We start from the raw sequence: 17983 nt of genomic DNA, 5'->3' as shown, positions 1-17983 counted from the left end.
CGCGTCATCTTCATCGCGGGCAAGCCTTGCTCCCACAGCGTCAAGCCAGGCTGATCCGCCAGATCCCAAACGGCTGGGTCGCCGGGTCAATCCGCATGAACTGGTACTTGCCATACCAGGTCCAGCGATGGCCGCTCATCAAATCCTCGCCTTGGGTCGCGGCATCGTCCGGCAAGCCCATCTCCCACAGCGGCAGTTCGAAATTGGCTTCCTGCGGGTTATGCGGATCGAGGTTCACCGCCACCAGGATGAAATTGCTGCCGTCAGGCGTGCGCTTGCCGAAATAGAGAATGTTGTCGTTCCAGGCGTTGTAGACCTTCAGGCCCAAGTGCGTATGCAACGCCGGGTTCTGCCGGCGGATGCGGTTGAGCTGGGCAATTTCGGCAACAATGTTGCCCGGCGCCGTAAAGTCTCGAGGGCGGATTTCGTACTTCTCCGAGTCGAGGTATTCCTCCTTGCCGGGCACCGGTGCCGATTCGCACAACTCGAAACCTGAATACATGCCCCACAAGCCCGAGCCCATGGTTGCCAGCGCTGCGCGGATCAAAAAGCCCGCCCGCCCCGATTCATGGAGAAACGCCGGGTTGATGTCTGGTGTGTTGACGAAAAAATTGGGCCGGTAGCATTCGCGCCAAGGCGACTCGTTGAGCTCGGTGAAATAGGTCGCCAGCTCGGCCTTGGTGTTGCGCCAGGTGAAATAGGTGTAGCTCTGGGAATAGCCGACCTTGCCCAAGCGGGCCATCATGGCCGGGGTGGTGAAGGCTTCGGCGAGGAACATCACTTCCGGGTGTTGAGCCCGCACATCGGCGATCAGCCACTGCCAGAACGGCAACGGCTTGGTGTGGGGATTGTCGACGCGGAATATCTTCACGCCTTCTTTGACCCAGCCCACCACAATGTCCCGTAGCTCCAGCCACAGACTGGGAATCGCATCCGCCGCGTAGAAATCAACGTTGACGATGTCCTGGTATTTCTTCGGCGGGTTTTCCGCGTATTTGATCGTGCCGTCCGGCCGCCAGCTGAACCAGCCCGGATGCTGCTTGAGCCACGGGTGATCCTGGGAGCACTGGATGGCGAAGTCGAGAGCGATCTCCAGGCCATGGTCGGCGGCTGCCGCCACCAGGCGGCGGAAGTCGTCACGGGAGCCCAATTGCGGGTGAATCGCTTCGTGCCCGCCCTCCTCGCTGCCGATGGCGTAGGGGCTGCCCGGATCGTCGGGCCCGGCCGTAAGGGAATTGTTCGGGCCTTTGCGGAAGCTGCGGCCGATGGGGTGGATCGGCGGGAAATACAACACGTCAAAACCCATGTCCTGGATCACCGCCAGGCGCGAATGCACGTCGTTGAACGTGCCATGGCGGGCGGGATCATCAGTGATCGAGCGTGGGAACAGCTCATACCAACTGGCAAACTCGGCCAGTTTGCGCTCCACGTCCAACGGGTACTGAGGGCTGATGCTCAAGTAAGGTCGGTGGTCGGCCTGGGACATCAGGTCGGCACTGCGAGGCGCCAGGAACAACGCAACCTGTTCGGCCGGCAACAGGCCGGAGAGTTCATGGTGCAACGCGGCCAACTGTTCGCTCAGCTCACCGTCGCTACGCTCGGAGGCCATCTGCACTTGGTTGCGCCCCTCCTGCAGCTCCAGGCTGATAGGCACCCCGGCGCCGAATTTCTTCTCCAGCTCGTAGCGGAAGCTGGCGAACTGATCGATCCAGGCTTCGATGCAGAACACATAGCGACCTTGCTCCGGCACGTTGAACTGGCCACCCCAGCCGTTATTGCCCAGATCGGTCATCGCTTCGCGGTTCCACGCCTCGTCTTCAAGCGCGCGCCAGCGGATGTGCACGGCCAACTTATCGTGGCCATCGGCGAAAACTTTACTGGTCACCGTCACGTCTTGCCCGGCCACGGCCTTGGCGGCGAATAGCCCGCCGTCGATCACCGGCATGGTGTTTTCAATTGCAATACGCGGCAACAACAAGGCCTGGGACAACGGCAAGTGCAGGGTAGAGGCCAAGTCAGTCGGGTATTCAGCAGTCATCGAGCATCACTCCTTTTTACGCCCCATGGACGCGCTTGTGACGGTAAAGGCCCAACGGGTCCCTGAAAAAACTCACTTAAACTCCGAACCGAATCAGCGGTTAAAAGTTCAGCGGGATTTGCCCAGAGGCCTTCCGGGATCAAACCCGGTGCGGGGTGGTCAACAACAATAAGCACGACTCAAGCCATATGCGTTATGGAGAACCGTCCCGATGAATATTCCCATCCCGGCCGAAACACCCGACCCGAACATTGACGATCCCACCTTGCCGCCACCCGGCCCTGATCCGGAACCGATTCCGGAGCAAGACCCGCCACTGGATCCACAGCCGCCGCTGGGCGATCCGCCAAGCGAGGCGCCGCCGGAGAGCGGGTTTGATCAACAGCCTAGTGGATAACAGAAAACCTGTGGGAGCGGGCTTGCTCGCGAAGGCGGTGTGTCAGGCTAGGTTTCGTCGACTGACACAGCGCTTTCGCGAGCAAGCCCGCTCCCACTTTGGCTTGTGTTCTGGCTAGAGATCGCGGTCACGGCTTGTCCTCCCTCTCCAGCGCCCGGATGATCACCGGCATCACACTGAAGATCGCCAACGCCAGCAAGGTGCTCAGCACGGCCGTCGCCTCTCGGCCCAGCCCGGCGGCGACGCCGATGGCGGCGGTCATCCACAGGCCGGCGGCGGTGGTCAGGCCCTTCACGTGGCTTTCGTCGCCGTCGTTGCTTTTCAGGATGGTGCCGGCCCCAAGAAAGCCGATGCCCGCGACAACGCCTTGAATGACCCGGCTCATGGCGTCGGCCTGAGAGCCGGACATCTGCGGCACCAGCACGAACAACGCGGCCCCCAGCGCCACCAGCATATGCGTGCGCACACCGGCGGCCTTGCCCTTGTGCTCGCGTTCGAAACCCAGGATACCGCCCAGCAGCGCCGCCATCAGCAGGCGCACCGTGACCCGGGTCATCTGTTGGGCATCGGTGATGTCGGCGAATTCCGCTTGCAAGGTCATCCAGACTTCATGCCACCAGGCGTCCATGAGTCGTCCTCTTTTCAATCGATTAAATGATGGACCGCAGGCGGCGGCAGAGGTGCGCTTGACCGCTGATCAGCCGCGTCGAACCCCGGCGATGGGGTGACGCCTAACGTTCAGGACATTCAGGAAGGAGTGACGTCATGCTTGAGAAAATCGACGAAGACAAGACCTGCCATTTCACAACCGACAACGGGACGGAACAACTGCGCCCTGCCAGCGAGCTGATCATCGTGACTGATTCGGACAAAGCCATGTCAGCCGTGGATGTCAACGGCGAGCGGGTCTATATCACCGAGACCGAAGCCGACGCCTTGACCGTAGCCGGGGCAGTTGATGGACGCAAACACCTCAAGGCCACTGACAGCGATTCGGTGATCTGAATCCCTGTAACGAGAAAAGCCCCCACCTGTGGCGAGCAAGCAAGCGCCCTCGCCACAAAGGCTTGTTCGGCTATCCTTGAGTGCATCAAAGTGTCGCAGGGCCGGGGTTTTCTGGCATCTGATCCGGTTTTTATCTAAACATCTGAGTCTGTTATGCAAACAGTTCCATGGTCATAGTGCGCCGGCCAGATAGAGGCTGATGAGCGACCGACCATGAGCGATAGAATCCCCGTCCAGTTGATACAGACCTTCGAACCCTCGCCACCAAAGATCAAGGCCAAGACCACTGATAAACTGATCCACACCCGCAGCTTCACCGGCTTGTTTCGCACCTTGCGCATAAGCGGTGCGGGGGTTCTGTTCCTGCTGTTTTTCGGCACAGCCTGGCTGAACTGGGGCGACCGCCAAGCGGTGCTCTGGGACCTTTCCGAGAGCAAATTCCACATCTTTGGCGCGACCTTCTGGCCCCAGGATTTCATCCTGTTGTCGGCCTTGTTGATCATCGCCGCCTTCGGGCTGTTCGCGATTACCGTGTTCGCCGGTCGCGTGTGGTGCGGCTACACCTGCCCACAAAGCTCCTGGACCTGGATTTTCATGTGGTGCGAGAAAATCACCGAGGGCGAGCGCAACCAGCGGATCAAGCTGCAAGCCGCGCCCTGGGGCCTGAATAAACTGCTGCGCCGCTCGGCCAAGCACACGCTGTGGCTGGCCATCAGTTTGCTTACCGGTCTGACCTTCGTCGGCTACTTCACACCGATCCGACCGCTGGCCGAAGAGCTGCTGACCCTGCAAATGGCCGGCGTCAGTTTGTTCTGGGTGCTGTTCTTTACTGCGGCCACCTACCTCAACGCCGGCTGGCTGCGTGAAGCGGTGTGCATGCACATGTGCCCCTATGCACGGTTCCAGAGCGTGATGTTCGACAAGGACACGCTGACCATTTCCTATGACACGGTCCGTGGCGAAATCCGCGGCCCGCGCAAACGCGAAGTGAACCCGGCCAATATTGGCCTGGGCGATTGCATCGACTGCCAGATGTGTGTGCAGGTCTGCCCCACCGGCATCGACATCCGTGACGGTTTGCAAATGGAATGCATCGGCTGCGCAGCGTGCATCGACGCCTGCGACTCGATCATGGACAAGATGGGGTATGCCCGCGGCCTGATCAAATACACCTCCGAACATCAGCTGCAAGGCGGCAAGACCCATCTGCTACGGCCTCGGCTGATCGGCTATACCGCCGTGTTGCTGGTGATGATCGGCGCGCTGGCCCTCGCGTTGGTGGAGCGGTCCATGGTGTCGCTGGACGTGAGCAAGGACCGAGGCCTGTTCCGCGAAAACAGCGCTGGCCAGATCGAAAACATCTACAGCCTGAAAATCATCAACAAGACCCAGCAGCGCCAGGACTATGAACTGTCCCTGGTGGACGGCGACGGCTTCCTCCTGCAAGGCAAGACGCAGCTGAGCCTGGCTCCGGGGGAAATTGTCGATGTGCCGGTGTCGGTGGCGATGCTCAGCGAACGGCCTGAACGCGGCTCTCGGGAAATGACCTTCAAGGTGGCAGACAGTGACGAGCCTGACATCTACAGCGTGGCCAAGAGCCGTTTTGTCGCGCCGATGAATCGGTGAAGCTTTAAGATGCCGAGCACCTATGGGAGCTTTGCTCCCACGGGCTCTCCCACAGTTTAAAAGCGCAAACCATGTGTCACTCAAGGCTGGGCCCGCAATGAAACGCTACGAAAAATTCGCCGACGACATCGCTGAACTGATCCGTTCCGGCATGCTGGGCCCGGGTCAGCGTGTGCCATCGGTTCGCTACGCCAGCCAGACCTACGGTGTCAGCCCGTCCACGGTGTTCCAGGCCTATTACCTGCTGGAGCGCCGCGGCCTGATCCGGGCTCGGCCACGCTCGGGCTACTTCGTCAACACCCATGCGCCGAACCCGTTTTCCGAACCGGCGGTCAGCAGCCATGTGCACGAATCCACCGAAGTCGACGTCAGCGAGCTGGTGTTTTCCGTGCTGGACTCGATCAAGGATCCGACCACCGTACCGTTCGGCTCGGCGTTCCCCAGCCCGATGCTGTTTCCACTGCAACGGTTGTCCCGCTCGCTGTCCAGCGCCACCCGGGATATGGACCCGCGCATGGTGGTCACGGACATGTCACCGGGCAACCCGCAACTGCGTCGACAGATTGCCCTGCGCTACATGGTCGGTGGGCTGATGCTGCCCATGGAGGAACTGCTGGTCACCAACGGCGCCCTGGAAGCCTTGAACCTGTGCCTGCAAGCGGTGACCGAGCCCGGAGACCTGGTGGCGATCGAAGCGCCGGCGTTCTACGCCAGCCTGCAAGTGTTGGAACGGCTCAAGCTCAAGGCCGTTGAAATCCCCGTCCATCCGCGCGACGGCATCGACCTGGACGTGTTGGCACAGACGCTGGAACGCCATCCGATCAAGGCCTGCTGGTGCATGACCAGTTTCCAGAACCCCATGGGCGCGACCATGCCCGAGGAAAGGAAACAGGCCTTGGTTGAGCTGCTGCGCCGCCATCAGGTGCCGCTGATCGAAGACGATGTCTACGCCGAACTCTATTACGGCCAGCAGGCCCCCAAACCGGCCAAGGCGTTCGACACCGAAGGGCTGGTGATGCACTGCGGTTCCTTCGCCAAGAGCCTGGCGCCAGGCTATCGCATCGGCTGGGTCGCCGCCGGGCGCTACGCACAGAAGATCGAACGGCTCAAACTCATGACGTCACTGTGTGCCTCGATGCCGGCCCAGGTCGCCATCGCCGACTACCTGCAACACGGCGGCTATGACCGTCATCTGCGCAAACTGCGTTACGCCCTGGAAGAACAGCAAAGCGCCATGCTCGCCGCCATCGCCCGCTACTTTCCAGCCCAGACCCGCGTCAGCCAGCCGGCGGGTGGTTATTTCCTGTGGCTGGAACTGCCGGAACAGATGGACTCGCTGAAACTGTTCCAGATGGCCCTGGCCCAAGGCATCAGCATCGCCCCGGGGCCGATTTTTTCACCGACCCGGCGTTTCAGGAACTGCATCCGCCTGAACTACGGCAGCCCGTGGACCGAAGTGTCGGAGAAGGCGATGGAGACGTTGGGGCGGATTATTCGATCGTTTTGACTGCTGTGTCGATCTGGCTATCGCCTTCGCGAGCAAGCCCGCTCCCACATTGGATTTGCTGTGCGGCCACAATCATTGGTTCACCGCAGTCCAGGGTGGGAGCGGGCTTGCTCGCGAAGAGGTCGATACTGACAACGACAAACCAGAGGTTTAGCGCCCGCCCCCCAAATCCACAAACGTCCCGGTCGCATACGAAGCCTTGTCCGACAGCAGCCAGATAATCGCTTCGGCCACTTCGTCCGGACGGCCGCCCCGGGCCATGGGGATCGCCGATTCCAGCTTGCTGACCCGGTCCGGATCACCACTGAGGGCATGGAAATCGGTGTAGATATAACCCGGGCGAACGGCGTTGACGCGAATGCCTTCGCCGGCCACTTCCTTGGACAGGCCAATGGTGAAGGTGTCCAGTGCGCCCTTGGAGGCCGCGTAATCAACGTACTCATTCGGGGAACCCAGGCGGGCGGCCACGGACGAGACGTTGACGATGCTACCGCCCTGCCCGCCATGGCGGGGCGACATGCGCAGCACCGCGTGCTTGGCACATAGAATCGGTCCCAGCACATTGGTCTTCAGGATCTTGAGAATGCGGAACTCGGACATTTCATCGAGCCGGGACTTCTGGGCGACCGTGCCGGCATTGTTCACCAGCGCCGTGACGCGGCCGAGTTCGGCGTCCACCCGGTGGAACAGCGCGATCACTTCGTCTTCGATGCTCACGTCGGCACGCACGGCAATCGCCTGCGCCCCCTTGGCCCGGACATGCTCAAGCACCTCCTGCGCGGCGCTTTCATCGGACTGGTAGTTGATGCAGATCCGGTAACCCAGTTCGGCGGCCAACAGCGCCGTGGCCGCTCCGATTCCGCGGCCGCCACCGGTAATGACGATGACTTTATCCACGTTTGCTTCCCCCGTTCCACGGATAGACGTGCGCCCCCAAGGATAGCGTTCACGTCACGCTTTGCACAAACCGCTGCGCTTACCGGGCCAGGGCGCGCAGGTCCAGGCGCCCGTCCAGCAGCGGCGGGCACCAGTAGTAACCGCCGGTGATCGGCCGGCTCATGCGATACAGACCGTCGGTGATGCCGTCCTCCAGACCACTCATGCGCCGCAGTTGCGCTTCAAAAGCGTCGAGGGAGAAACCAAACGCCAGAAACATCAGACCGGCGCGATCGCCCTCGATCCACGGCATGGAGCGGCGCACGACGAAGGCCTCCGGCGCGAAGCTTTCCTGGGCGGTGCGTTTGACGTGGGCCGACTCCGGCGCTTCGTCGATTTCCTCGTTGTCGCTCAAGCGCCGGCCCATGATGTTGTCGCGCTCGTGAGGCTGCATGGCGGCGAAACCGTCCAAATCGTGTTGCCACTGCTGGATCGCGGCAAAACTGCCACCACGCACGCCGTCGACGCCTTGGGCCAGGGCTGCGGCGACAGCTGCTTCGTCATGCGGGTTTTCGGTGCCATCTTCATAACCCGTCAGGTCATGGCCGGTCATGTGGCGGAAGGTTTCGTTCATCTGCACCAGGCGCAACGCCGGGGCCAGCGCCGCCTCGATGGCGCGGCTGCGGTGCAGCAGCTCGCCGCGGTCCTCGCCGTGCAACCAGCACCACAGCGCGTGCTGGGTCGAAGGGTTGTCCACGCCGACACCAGCCAGTGCCGGAAATGCCCGCAGGCCTTCGATCTGGGCACCCAGCGCCTGGACCAGCGACTCACCGAAGCCAATCACTGCACGACCATCGACCAGCAACAGGAGCCTGTCTATCGCAGCCGGCAGCGCCTCGACCGATTCCAGGGCAAAAAACAAGTGACGGGCCTGAGGCGGAACAGGGGTGGCAAGAATGCCGGGCTGGTAGTAGCTCATGTCGACTCCTTTAGAAAGAGCGCAAGTTTACCCGGCGCCCGTGAGTTTGTGTGGTTTGCCATACGACCGTGGAACGCCCGGACATCAAAGTTTTTCGTAGGAACTCTCCTATGCCCCAGTCGGACGACTCGCAAGCGGGTTTGGGCCACACGACAGCCGATTGCCAGCCAACCGAAAACTCCCTAGATTGAGCCCCCCTCAGGCGCTCCGGATGCGGAGCGGCTGGAACCATCCATGGAGAGCGGTCAGACATGCACATTGCCAAATCGATACTCGCAGGTACTTTCTTTCTGTGCTGTGGCCTCACGCCAGCCTTGGCCCAGGACAGCCTGGAGGACACGGTCAATGCCGCTATCCAGCCTCTGATGAAACAACAGGACATCGCTGGCATGGCCGTTGCGGTGACCTACAACGGTCAACGGCATTACTTCAATTACGGCGTGGCCTCCAAAGATACGAAAAAACCGGTGACCGACCAGACCCTCTTCGAGATCGGCTCAGTCAGCAAGACCTTCACCGCGACGCTCGGGGCCTATGCCCAGGCCCGTGGCAAACTGTCCCTGTCGGACCCGGCCAGTCGCTTCGCCCCCGAACTGCGCGGGAGCGCCTTCGAGGGCATCAGCCTGCTCAACCTCGCCACCTACACCCCCGGCGGCCTGCCTTTGCAGTTTCCCGAGGACGCGGACCATCCAGACCGGATGTTCAGTTATTACAAGACCTGGAAACCGCTCTACCCGGCCGGCACTCAGCGGCTCTATTCAAACCCGAGCATCGGATTGTTCGGCTATCTGGCAGCCCGCAGCCTGGGCCAGCCATTCGATGAGCTGATGGAACACACGCTGATGCCGGGATTGGGGCTCAAACACAGTTATGTGCGGGTGCCGAAGGATCAACAGAACCGATACGCCCAGGGCTACGCAAAGGACGGCGAAGCCGTCCGGGTCGGGCCCGGCGCGATGGATTCCGAGGCTTACGGGGTGAAAACCAGCTCATCTGATCTGATTCGTTTCGTCGAGGCCAACCTGCGGCCTGAAAAACTGGACGCCGATCTGCACCAAGCCATTGCCACGACCCACACCGGGTTCTACACCGTAGGCGGGATGACCCAGGGCCTGGGTTGGGAGCTCTACCCTTACCCTCTCACTTTGGAACAGTTACTGGCCGGCAACTCGACACAGATGGCCATGGAGCCCAACACAGTAGAACCTCTCGATCCACCACGGCCTGCGCCGGACGACGCCTGGATCAACAAGACCGGGTCGACCCGCGGTTTTGGCGCCTATGCCGCGTTCGTGCCCGGCAAGAACATGGGGATTGTGTTGCTGGCGAACAAGAACTATCCGAATGAGGAACGGGTGAAAGTGGCGTACCGGATCCTCACTGCACTGGATGGGCAATAAGCAACGCGTACGCGAGGGAAGCTTGCTGTGGCGAGGGAGCTTGCTCCCTCGCCACAAGGGTCTCATCAGCCTTAAGGCTCAATCATCCAACGGCTTCGGCGCAGCGGACGGTTTGACTGCCTTGCCAGCCTTGGCGCCCTTCGCATCCTTGGTCGGCACAGGTTCCGGTGCGGGAGGTGGGGCGGGAGGTGTCGCCTCCTTTTCTGCCGCAGGCAGTTTATCGACGGCATCAAAGACGTCTTTCAGTTCGATCGCCCCGGAATGCTCCAACTTCTTTTCCCCGTCCTTGCCCACCAGGATGACCTTGGTCTGGGCACCGGCGCCCAACCTGAGTGAACGGATCAACGCCATGGTGCTTTGTGGGTCCAAGTCTTTGCCATCACGCTGGCCGATAGTGTTGAGGATGGTGTAGAGCACCATGTTGCGCTCGGCAAAGCCCTGCTTGCCGGCCGGCTCGTCCAAGGCTTTTTTCAGGCTGACCCAGGCGGGGTCGACAGTGCTGGGGGCGATGACGATCAGGGGCCGGGTCTTGCCCTTCTCCGCCTCCAGGGGTGGGTCGCCATCCGCGGCGAACAGGGGGCCGGCGACAGCCAGCAAGGTAGCGAAGGTCAACGACCGAATGAGCATGCGCCTCTCCTTTTGATATCTACGCTGTACTGATTGCGCATGGCGGCGATTGTTCCGCGACTCGCCCAATACTACGCCTGCCTGCCTTGAAGCTTAGGCTAGAGGGTTCATTGCGCAACCGGGCGAGGAGCAGACGACTTCGGTACTGAAGCCAGAAGGGACTATTGTGGGAGCGGGGGGGGCAGTGTCAGAACGCCAACTTGAACCCGATCATCGCCAGCATCACCGCCAGGCACGGGCGCAGTACCTCGTCAGAGATGCGCCCGGACAAATGGCTACCCAGGTAGATCCCCGGCAACGAACCGACCAGCAAGTAGCCAAGGATGTGCCAGTCCATGTTGCCCATGCTCGCGTGGCCAAGGCCCGCGACCAACGTCAGTGGCACGGCGTGGGCGATTTCGGTGCCCACCAGGCGCTTGGTGACCAGGAACGGGTAGAGAATGAACAACGCGACGGTGCCCAGGGCCCCGGCACCGATGGAGGTCAACGCAACCATGGTGCCCAGCACCAGGCCGGTGACAACCGTAAGCACGTTAAGTCTTGTGCCAGTGGGGTTGTAGTGACCGCCAGCGCGATCATGGGCGAATTGCAGCAGGCGTTTCTTGAACAGGATCGCCAGGGCGGTGGCGAACAAGACAAAGCCCAGGGCTTGCTTGATCACCGCGTTCATGGCGTCGGGCGAACTGTGCAGGCTGCTGAGAAACCACAGCGTCAAGCCGACCGCCGGCACGCTGCCCAAGGTCAGCCAGCCAGTAATGGCCCAGTCGATGTTGCGATTCCTGGCATGAACCAGGACACCGCCAGATTTGGTAATGGCCGCGTACAGCAAGTCCGTACCTACCGCAGTCGCAGGGTTGATACCGAACCACAACAGAATGGGGGTCATCAGCGAACCGCCACCGACGCCGGTCATCCCGACGATGAAACCGACCACCAGGCCTGCTACGACTAAACCGACATTACCGAAATCCATTAAACCCGTCTCAGCGCGACCGCGTGGAAAATCTGGCCGCGAGCATAGCGATTTTTCTTATAACCACCTATATCGATGTGATCTATCTTTATTCCTTTTTCATTATCAACTCACTGAACCGGCAGGAAGTTCAGGAACAACAGGCTCTGGGCGTAGTTCAGCCCGATCCGCCGGTAACGCTCGTCCAGCATCTGAGTCAGCAGGTCCAGGCGCGCAACGATTTTTCCGAATTCCACGGCGAAACTCAGGTTGCTGCCCTCCTCCGAGATCTCGTTGGAAAACAGCAACGGCTGGCCGGCCTTGTTCTGTCGCTGGCTCAGCAACCAGGTGGCCTTTTCGATATTGCGGGCCGCGTTATTGACAAAGCGCGGGTCGATGGCATCGGTCATGTAGAACTCCAGGCGATTGCCATGGGCCGTGACCAGCATGCTGCCGATGGCATAGATGAACGCACCGACCCGATCGCCGAGGAACTCCGGGCTCATGGCATAGCTCAGGGCGGCCAGGTCTTTCTTGCCCCCCAGGGTGGGCAAGGGTTGTTGCTGCTCGATGGCCATGCGCACCTGTTTCTCGGCGGCGCGAGCGTCGAGAAAGCCGGATTTTCGCAGTTCCTCGGGGTTGCGCAGGTACAGCTTGCTCATCAGCAGATAAAGACTTTGCAGGTTGTCGCGCATCGACAGCGTGGCCATGCGGTCGACGCTGGTCTGCAAGAACTCCTGGGGCCTGGCGTTGCTGAACTGAGTGACCATGTCCTGCCCCTGCTGGTGGCTGCAACCGCCGCTGAGCAGCAGCAACACACCGACCAACAACGCCGGACAGCGACGTCGCAACATCATCACGGAATAAAAAGCACCGGCCATCGAGTCTCGGTCTGAGCATGGGGAAGCCACGGGGGTCGCCGCTTCCAGGCCATGGATAGAGCGGCAAAAAGCGCAAAAGTGCAGTGCCCGGCGAAAAACCTTCCCTCCCTGGCTAGACTCGCCCGTTCAATTAGTCTTACTTTTTAATTGATATATCTCTATTTATGGCTATAAATCCTCTTCTAAACCCACAAATAGAAAGACTACTGACAAAAAAACCTTCACCGCTGTCCGACCAGTAACTGACTCGACTCGCGTTAAAAACAACAACAAAACAACAGGAAGGAAGGTCATACCATGCTTGAATCCAGACATCTGCTCACGGCCCTCGGAGTGTCTCTGATGATCGCCACCTCGGCTTCCCAGGCTGCTGGCCTGACCAATGAACGCGGTGCGTTCGGCAAGACCAGCGACGGCACGGCGGTGGAAAAATTTGTGCTGCGCAACAGCCATGGCATGGAGGCCACCGTCATCACTTACGGCGGTATCCTCCAGTCATTGAGCGTGCCCGACAAAAACGGCAAGGCCGCCGATATCGTGCTCGGTTTCGACGATGTGCAGGGTTACCAGAAGAACGGCAGCGTGTATTTCGGCGCGACCATCGGCCGCTTCGGCAATCGCCTGGCCGACGGCGCATTCGAGCTCGATGGCAAGCGTTACCAGGTGCCGCAGAACGACCATGGCAATTCCTTGCATGGCGGGCCCCAAGGCTTCGACAAACGCGTGTGGAAGGCCGAGCCCCATGATGGCAAAGACTCGGTGGGCGTCACCCTGACCTATGTGTCGCCAGATGGCGAGATGGGCTTTCCCGGTGCGTTGACGACCGATGTCACCTACAGCCTCAATGAACAGAACGAGTTGCGCATCGATTACAAGGCCACCACCGATAAACCCACGGTGCTGAATCTGACCAACCACAGCTATTTCAACCTGGCCGGCGCCGGCAATGGCGACATACTCGAGCAGATCGCGACTTTGCACGCGGCCCACTACACGCCGGTCACCGGCAAGCTCATTCCCACCGGCGAGCTGGCCCCCGTGGCCGGTACACCGATGGATTTCACCCAGCCCACCGCCATCGGCACGCATATCAAGGCTGATCACCCCCAACTCAAATTCGCCGAACCGAAACAGGGCGGCTTCGATTTCAACTGGGCGCTGGACGCCAAGGGCGACGTGAAAAAACTGGCCGCCGAGGTGTATGACACGGAATCCGGACGACGCCTGCAGCTCTATACCACCGAGCCTGGCGTGCAGTTCTACACCAGCAACTTCCTCGACGGCACGGTCAAGGGCAAGCAAGGCAAGGTCTACCCGCATTGGGGTGCGTTTACCCTGGAAACCCAGCACTACCCCGATTCGCCCAACCAGCCGAACTTCCCCTCGACGCGACTTGATCCAGGCCAGACCTACACCCAGACCATGGTGTTGAAGTTCTCGGCGAAATAAAACCCAACGCAACACCCGTAGGTGCTGTCGAGCGAAGCGAGGCTGCGATCTCTCCCCAGACCATTGAGCCTGGAGCGAAAGATCAAAAGATCGCAGGCTTCGCCAGCGCCTACGACTATCCTGCTGTCCATTGGATTATCGATCAGCATGACAGGAGGTAGACATGAGGACTCTGGAATTGGCCGGCGTGTCCGTACCGGTGATTGGCCAAGGCACCTGGCGCATGGGGGAAGAACCGTCCCATCACAAGAAAGAAGTCGCAGCCCTGCGCTTGGGCATCGAGCTGGGCATGACCCTGATCGACACGGCGGAAATGTATGCCGAGGGGGGTGCCGAGACCGTCGTTGGCGAAGCAATCACCGGCCTGCGGGATCAGGTTTTCCTGGTGAGCAAGGTCTACCCTCACAACGCCAGTCGCAAAGGCATTCCCCTGGCGTGCGAACGCAGTTTGCGCCGGCTCGACACCGACTACATCGACCTTTACCTGCTGCACTGGCGCGGGCAGTACCCGCTGGAGGAAACCGTCGAAGCTTTCGAGCGTCTGCGCGAAGAAGGCAAGATCGGCCGTTGGGGCGTGTCGAACTTCGACGTGGCGGACCTTGAAGAACTGGCCTCGCCGGCCTGCGCGACCAATCAGGTACTGTACAACCTGCAAGAGCGCGGCATCGAATTCGACCTGCTGCCCTGGAGCCAAAAACAACCCATGCCGGTCATGGCGTACTGCCCGGTCGGCCAGGGCGGACATCTGCTCAAGGACCATACCCTGGGGCAGATCGCCGAACGCCACGGCGCGACGCCGGCGCAAATCGCCCTGGCCTGGCTGTTGCGCCAGGACAACGTCATTGCGATTCCCAAGGCCGTGCAGCCTGAACATGTGCGCTTGAATGCCGAAGCGGCGAACCTGACGCTTGAACCACAGGATCTGGCGGCGTTGGACCTGATGTTTCCGCAGCCTCGGGGCAAGCAGCGGCTGGCGATGGTCTAGTTCTCACGAGCAGTGGGCTTTTTTGTGGCGAGGGAGCTTGCTCCCGTAGGAGCTATCGAGTGCAACGAGGCTGCGATCTTTCTTTCCCATGACACTTGAATCTCAAGCGAAAGATCAAAAGATCGCAGGCTTCGCCAGCGCCTACAGAGCCCAGCGGGAGCAAGCTCCCTCGCCACAAAGGCATCCAGCCAACCAATAATGCCGCATCCCGTCAGAACAACCCCATCTGCCCCCCCACCAACGTCGAGAAATCATCGTCCACAAACGGCAGAATCGCATCCGCCACCGGTTGTAGCTGCTTGGTCACGTAGTGGTCGTAATCAATCGGGGCGCTACGGATTTCCAGCGGTTCAGGGCCGGCGACGGTGATGACGTAGCTGATCCAGCCGCCATTCTGGTACTGCCGCGGACGCCCCTGGCGTTGGTTGAACTCGTCGGCCAGGCGCGCGGCGCGCACATGGGGCGGCACGTTACGTTCGTAGTCCTCCAGTGGCCGACGCAGGCGCTTGCGGTAGACCAGCCGTTCATCAAACGCACCGGCCAGGGTCTGCTGCACGTAATCGCGTACGTAATCCTGATAAGGCTTGCGGTGGAAGATCCGCCCGTACAGCTCCTGCTGGAATTGCCGAGCCAGGGGCGACCAGTCGGTGCGTACGGTCTCCAGGCCCTTGTAGACGATCTCGTCGCTGCCGTCGGCGCGGGTCACCAGTCCGGCGTAGCGTTTTTTGCTGCCTTCCTCGGCGCCACGAATAGTTGGCATCAAAAAACGCTTGAAGTGGGTTTCGAACTGCAACTCCAGCGCGCTCTCCAGGCCGAATTCGTCACGCACGTGCTCGAGCCACCACTGGTTGACGTGCGTCACCAGCTCGCGACCGATGCTGGCCGCCTCCTCCTGGCCATGGGGCCGGCGCAACCAGACGAACGTGGAGTCGGTATCCCCATAAATCACCACATGCCCCTTGGCCTCGATCAATTGCCGGGTGCGCTGCATGATCTGGTGGCCACGCAGGGTGATGGACGAGGCCAACCGTGTATCGAAGAAGCGGCACCCACTGGAACCGAGCACGCCATAAAAGGCGTTCATGATGATTTTCAACGCCTGGGACAGCGGTGCGTTATGTTCGCGCTTGGCGGTTTCCCGGCCTTCGGCAATCCGCGCCACGATGGCCGGCAGGCAATGCCGGGTACGGGAAAACCGCGCACCGCGAAAGCCTGGCACCGACGCCTGGTCGTCGGGATGACGCAGGCCTTCGATCAAACCCACCGGATCGATGAGGAAGGTGCGGATGATCGACGGATACAGGCTCTTGTAGTCCAGCACCAGCACCGACTCGTAGAGTCCTGGCTGGGAATCCATGACAAAGCCACCCGGGCTGGCCTCGGGCGGGCGCTGACCAAGGTTCGGCGCGACGAAACCCTGGCGGTGCATCAGCGGCATATACAGGTGCGTGAAAGCCGCCACCGAACCGCCGCTGCGGTCCGCCGGCAGGCCGGTGACGCTGGCCCGTTCCAGCAGGAACTTGAGCAACTCGGTCTTGACGAAGATCCGCGTCACTAGCTCGCAGTCCTTGAGGTTGTAGCGGGCCAGGGCCGGTTTGTCCTCGGCGAACATGCGATTGATCTCGTCCATGCGCTGGTACGGGTTATCGATGGACTTGCCCTCCCCCAGCAGCGTCTGGGCGACGTTTTCCAGGCTGAATGACGGAAAACTCCAGGTCGCTGAACGCAAGGACTCGATACCGTCGATGATCAGCCGGCCGGCCGCCGAGGCAAAAAAGTGGTTCTTGCGCGCGCCGTGCTCGCGCCATTGCATCTCTTCCCCACCACGCCCCAGGCGTAACGGCACGGCCAGGCGCCGGGCATGCTCGTGCAACACGCGCAGATCGAATTGCACCAGGTTCCAGCCGATGATCCCATCGGGGTCGAAACGGGCGAACCAGTCGTTGAGTTTTTTCAGCAGTACCGTGCGCGAGTCGCAGTACTCGAGCTGAAAATCCACACCGCTGGCGTCGCCATTGGGCGGGCCGAGCATGTAGACCTGACGCTCGCCGCAGCCCTCAAGGGCAATGGAATACAAATCGCCCTGGGCGGTGGTTTCGATGTCCAGGGACACCAGGCGCAACGGTGGCCGGTATTCGGGCGCCGGTTTCATCTGGGCGTTGAGCAACAGGCCGTCAGCCGTCGGTGTGCCGTCAAACCAGACCGGGGCGGTGATGAAACGCTCCATCAAGTAGCGTTCCGGGGGCCGGATGTCAGCCTCGAACACCTCCACGCCGGCACGGCGCAGGGTGGTGTCCAGGCGCATCAACTGGGCGTGTTGCTGGCAATACAGCCCCAACACCGGGCGATGTTCGAAATCCAGCAGGTCCAGGGGGCGAAGCTCTACGTCCTTCTCCCCTTGCAGCAGGGCTTCGAGTTGGCCACGCTGAATCTGTGGCACAAACGCCACCGACGGCTGCACCGGCAGGCGCACATGTCGGGGGCCGGCGTCGGTCGCCAGCCAGAACTCGACTTCGGTGCCGGCCGGGGTGTCGCGCCAATGCCGGGTCAGGACGAAGCCCTGCTGTAAATCCACCGCTGCAACCTCAATTTTGCGTGAGCGGTGATTCTACCTGTGGCGAGGGGACTTCACCTGCTCATGAGCTCCCTCGCCACAGGGGGAATAGCCTTGCATCGGCGTTAATTTAACTGGCAATGACGCTTTTGGACGACTGGCCGCCGCTTTACCGCTTGCTCTACGCCATTGGGTCTACGATTCTTTAAGCACCCGCAAAAACAACACCTGAGGCTTCTCCATGAAAACCGTCGCGCAGTTGCTCCGGATAAAAGATGAGAAAAACCAGCAAGTGCACACCATTTCACCGGACGACATGGTATTGCAGGCCCTGATGCGCATGGCCGAGAAAAACGTCGGCGCCTTGCTGGTGGTGAAAAACGATGAAGTGCTGGGGATCATCAGTGAGCGTGACTATGCGCGCAAAATGGTCTTGCACGGCCGCTCGTCGGTGGGCACGAAAGTGAGCGACATCATGGTCTCCCCGGTCATCACCATAGACCCGCACCAGAATGTCGAAACCTGCCTGAGCATCATGACTGAAAAGCACCTGCGGCATTTGCCGGTGGTCGAGGACGGCAAGCTCGTCGGCCTGCTGTCCATTGGTGACCTGGTCAAGGAAGCGATTGCCGAGCAGGCGGACCTGATCCGGCAACTGGAGCAGTACATTCGCGGCGAATGATCGTTCTGCTGGCCACGTGAAAACC

General features: G+C 60.8%; 16 protein-coding genes. 8 read left to right on the top strand and 8 right to left on the bottom strand.

Annotated elements, in window-relative coordinates; translation table 11 throughout:
- Positions 1-40: 40 nt before the first annotated feature.
- Positions 41-2038: an alpha-1,4-glucan--maltose-1-phosphate maltosyltransferase gene (locus EPZ47_RS10315; RefSeq protein ID WP_135844668.1), complete on the bottom strand. Its 1998-nt coding sequence runs from the start codon at positions 2036-2038 to the stop codon at positions 41-43.
- 211 nt (positions 2039-2249) lie between these two features.
- Here EPZ47_RS10315 and EPZ47_RS10310 point away from each other — a divergent pair, with 211 nt between their 5' ends.
- On the top strand, positions 2250-2435 hold the full coding sequence (locus EPZ47_RS10310; protein ID WP_135844667.1) for a hypothetical protein: 186 nt from the start codon (positions 2250-2252) through the stop codon (positions 2433-2435).
- Positions 2436-2562: 127 nt separating this feature from the next.
- On the opposite strand, the gene EPZ47_RS10305 is transcribed toward EPZ47_RS10310, so the two are convergent.
- Positions 2563-3063 carry an MgtC/SapB family protein gene (locus tag EPZ47_RS10305; RefSeq protein WP_135844666.1) on the bottom strand — a complete coding sequence of 167 codons (501 nt, stop codon included), beginning with the start codon at positions 3061-3063 and terminating at the stop codon, positions 2563-2565.
- A gap of 137 nt (positions 3064-3200) precedes the next feature.
- Between EPZ47_RS10305 and EPZ47_RS10300 the strand changes: the two genes are divergently transcribed.
- The 3 genes from EPZ47_RS10300 to mapR all read left to right on the top strand — a co-directional run bounded on the left by EPZ47_RS10300 (position 3201) and on the right by mapR (position 6573).
- The gene (locus tag EPZ47_RS10300; RefSeq protein WP_135844665.1) at positions 3201-3440 is read left to right on the top strand and encodes a DUF3203 family protein; all 240 of its coding nucleotides are present in this window, start codon (positions 3201-3203) and stop codon (positions 3438-3440) included.
- Positions 3441-3653: 213 nt separating this feature from the next.
- Positions 3654-5066, top strand: coding sequence for a cytochrome c oxidase accessory protein CcoG (gene ccoG, locus EPZ47_RS10295; protein WP_135844664.1), 1413 nt, complete (start codon positions 3654-3656; stop codon positions 5064-5066).
- Between the two features lie 97 nt (positions 5067-5163).
- The gene (gene mapR / locus EPZ47_RS10290) at positions 5164-6573 is read left to right on the top strand and encodes a GntR family transcriptional regulator MpaR (protein ID WP_135844663.1); all 1410 of its coding nucleotides are present in this window, start codon (positions 5164-5166) and stop codon (positions 6571-6573) included.
- 150 nt (positions 6574-6723) lie between these two features.
- On the opposite strand, the gene EPZ47_RS10285 is transcribed toward mapR, so the two are convergent.
- Together EPZ47_RS10285 and EPZ47_RS10280 are read right to left on the bottom strand one after the other, a co-directional pair.
- The gene (locus EPZ47_RS10285; protein WP_135844662.1) at positions 6724-7470 is read right to left on the bottom strand and encodes an SDR family oxidoreductase; all 747 of its coding nucleotides are present in this window, start codon (positions 7468-7470) and stop codon (positions 6724-6726) included.
- A 79-nt stretch (positions 7471-7549) separates the two neighbouring features.
- Entirely contained in the window at positions 7550-8428 is an 879-nt protein-coding gene (locus EPZ47_RS10280; RefSeq protein WP_135844661.1) for a Dyp-type peroxidase, read from the bottom strand.
- A gap of 251 nt (positions 8429-8679) precedes the next feature.
- Between EPZ47_RS10280 and ampC the strand changes: the two genes are divergently transcribed.
- The gene (gene ampC, locus EPZ47_RS10275; protein ID WP_135844660.1) at positions 8680-9828 is read left to right on the top strand and encodes a class C beta-lactamase; all 1149 of its coding nucleotides are present in this window, start codon (positions 8680-8682) and stop codon (positions 9826-9828) included.
- Between the two features lie 78 nt (positions 9829-9906).
- On the opposite strand, the gene EPZ47_RS10270 is transcribed toward ampC, so the two are convergent.
- The 3 genes from EPZ47_RS10270 to EPZ47_RS10260 all read right to left on the bottom strand — a co-directional run bounded on the left by EPZ47_RS10270 (position 9907) and on the right by EPZ47_RS10260 (position 12264).
- Positions 9907-10455: a DUF4174 domain-containing protein gene (locus EPZ47_RS10270; protein WP_135844659.1), complete on the bottom strand. Its 549-nt coding sequence runs from the start codon at positions 10453-10455 to the stop codon at positions 9907-9909.
- A gap of 187 nt (positions 10456-10642) precedes the next feature.
- The gene (locus EPZ47_RS10265) at positions 10643-11428 is read right to left on the bottom strand and encodes a sulfite exporter TauE/SafE family protein (RefSeq protein ID WP_135844658.1); all 786 of its coding nucleotides are present in this window, start codon (positions 11426-11428) and stop codon (positions 10643-10645) included.
- A gap of 110 nt (positions 11429-11538) precedes the next feature.
- Positions 11539-12264 carry a hypothetical protein gene (locus EPZ47_RS10260; protein ID WP_238346750.1) on the bottom strand — a complete coding sequence of 242 codons (726 nt, stop codon included), beginning with the start codon at positions 12262-12264 and terminating at the stop codon, positions 11539-11541.
- Positions 12265-12585: 321 nt separating this feature from the next.
- Between EPZ47_RS10260 and EPZ47_RS10255 the strand changes: the two genes are divergently transcribed.
- Together EPZ47_RS10255 and EPZ47_RS10250 are read left to right on the top strand one after the other, a co-directional pair.
- Entirely contained in the window at positions 12586-13737 is a 1152-nt protein-coding gene (locus tag EPZ47_RS10255; RefSeq protein ID WP_135844656.1) for an aldose epimerase family protein, read from the top strand.
- Positions 13738-13900: 163 nt separating this feature from the next.
- A complete protein-coding gene (locus EPZ47_RS10250) occupies positions 13901-14722 on the top strand; it encodes an aldo/keto reductase (RefSeq protein ID WP_135844655.1) in 822 nt (273 codons plus the stop codon).
- A 211-nt stretch (positions 14723-14933) separates the two neighbouring features.
- Here EPZ47_RS10250 and EPZ47_RS10245 read toward each other — a convergent pair whose 3' ends face one another.
- Positions 14934-17297, bottom strand: a complete 2364-nt coding sequence (locus EPZ47_RS10245) for a DNA polymerase II (protein WP_135844654.1) — start codon at positions 17295-17297, stop codon at positions 14934-14936.
- 220 nt (positions 17298-17517) lie between these two features.
- Between EPZ47_RS10245 and EPZ47_RS10240 the strand changes: the two genes are divergently transcribed.
- Entirely contained in the window at positions 17518-17958 is a 441-nt protein-coding gene (locus EPZ47_RS10240; RefSeq protein WP_030138503.1) for a CBS domain-containing protein, read from the top strand.
- Positions 17959-17983: the final 25 nt, after the last annotated feature.

It is taken from the genome of Pseudomonas viciae (assembly GCF_004786035.1).
GTDB lineage: Bacteria > Pseudomonadota > Gammaproteobacteria > Pseudomonadales > Pseudomonadaceae > Aquipseudomonas > Aquipseudomonas viciae.
The sequence above is the reverse complement of the archived record's forward strand: the minus strand, read 5'-3'. Positions and strand labels throughout refer to the sequence as shown.

Coding starts and splice junctions, on each gene's coding strand:
- EPZ47_RS10260 (WP_238346750.1), bottom strand. CDS start 12,264: ATGATGTTGCGACGTCGCTGTCCGGCGTTGTTGGTCGGTGTGTTGCTG.
- EPZ47_RS10300 (WP_135844665.1), top strand. CDS start 3,201: ATGCTTGAGAAAATCGACGAAGACAAGACCTGCCATTTCACAACCGAC.
- EPZ47_RS10310 (WP_135844667.1), top strand. CDS start 2,250: ATGAATATTCCCATCCCGGCCGAAACACCCGACCCGAACATTGACGAT.
- ampC (WP_135844660.1), top strand. CDS start 8,680: ATGCACATTGCCAAATCGATACTCGCAGGTACTTTCTTTCTGTGCTGT.
- mapR (WP_135844663.1), top strand. CDS start 5,164: ATGAAACGCTACGAAAAATTCGCCGACGACATCGCTGAACTGATCCGT.
- EPZ47_RS10250 (WP_135844655.1), top strand. CDS start 13,901: ATGAGGACTCTGGAATTGGCCGGCGTGTCCGTACCGGTGATTGGCCAA.
- EPZ47_RS10305 (WP_135844666.1), bottom strand. CDS start 3,063: ATGGACGCCTGGTGGCATGAAGTCTGGATGACCTTGCAAGCGGAATTC.
- EPZ47_RS10240 (WP_030138503.1), top strand. CDS start 17,518: ATGAAAACCGTCGCGCAGTTGCTCCGGATAAAAGATGAGAAAAACCAG.
- EPZ47_RS10255 (WP_135844656.1), top strand. CDS start 12,586: ATGCTTGAATCCAGACATCTGCTCACGGCCCTCGGAGTGTCTCTGATG.
- EPZ47_RS10265 (WP_135844658.1), bottom strand. CDS start 11,428: ATGGATTTCGGTAATGTCGGTTTAGTCGTAGCAGGCCTGGTGGTCGGT.
- ccoG (WP_135844664.1), top strand. CDS start 3,654: ATGAGCGATAGAATCCCCGTCCAGTTGATACAGACCTTCGAACCCTCG.
- EPZ47_RS10270 (WP_135844659.1), bottom strand. CDS start 10,455: ATGCTCATTCGGTCGTTGACCTTCGCTACCTTGCTGGCTGTCGCCGGC.
- EPZ47_RS10315 (WP_135844668.1), bottom strand. CDS start 2,038: ATGACTGCTGAATACCCGACTGACTTGGCCTCTACCCTGCACTTGCCG.
- EPZ47_RS10280 (WP_135844661.1), bottom strand. CDS start 8,428: ATGAGCTACTACCAGCCCGGCATTCTTGCCACCCCTGTTCCGCCTCAG.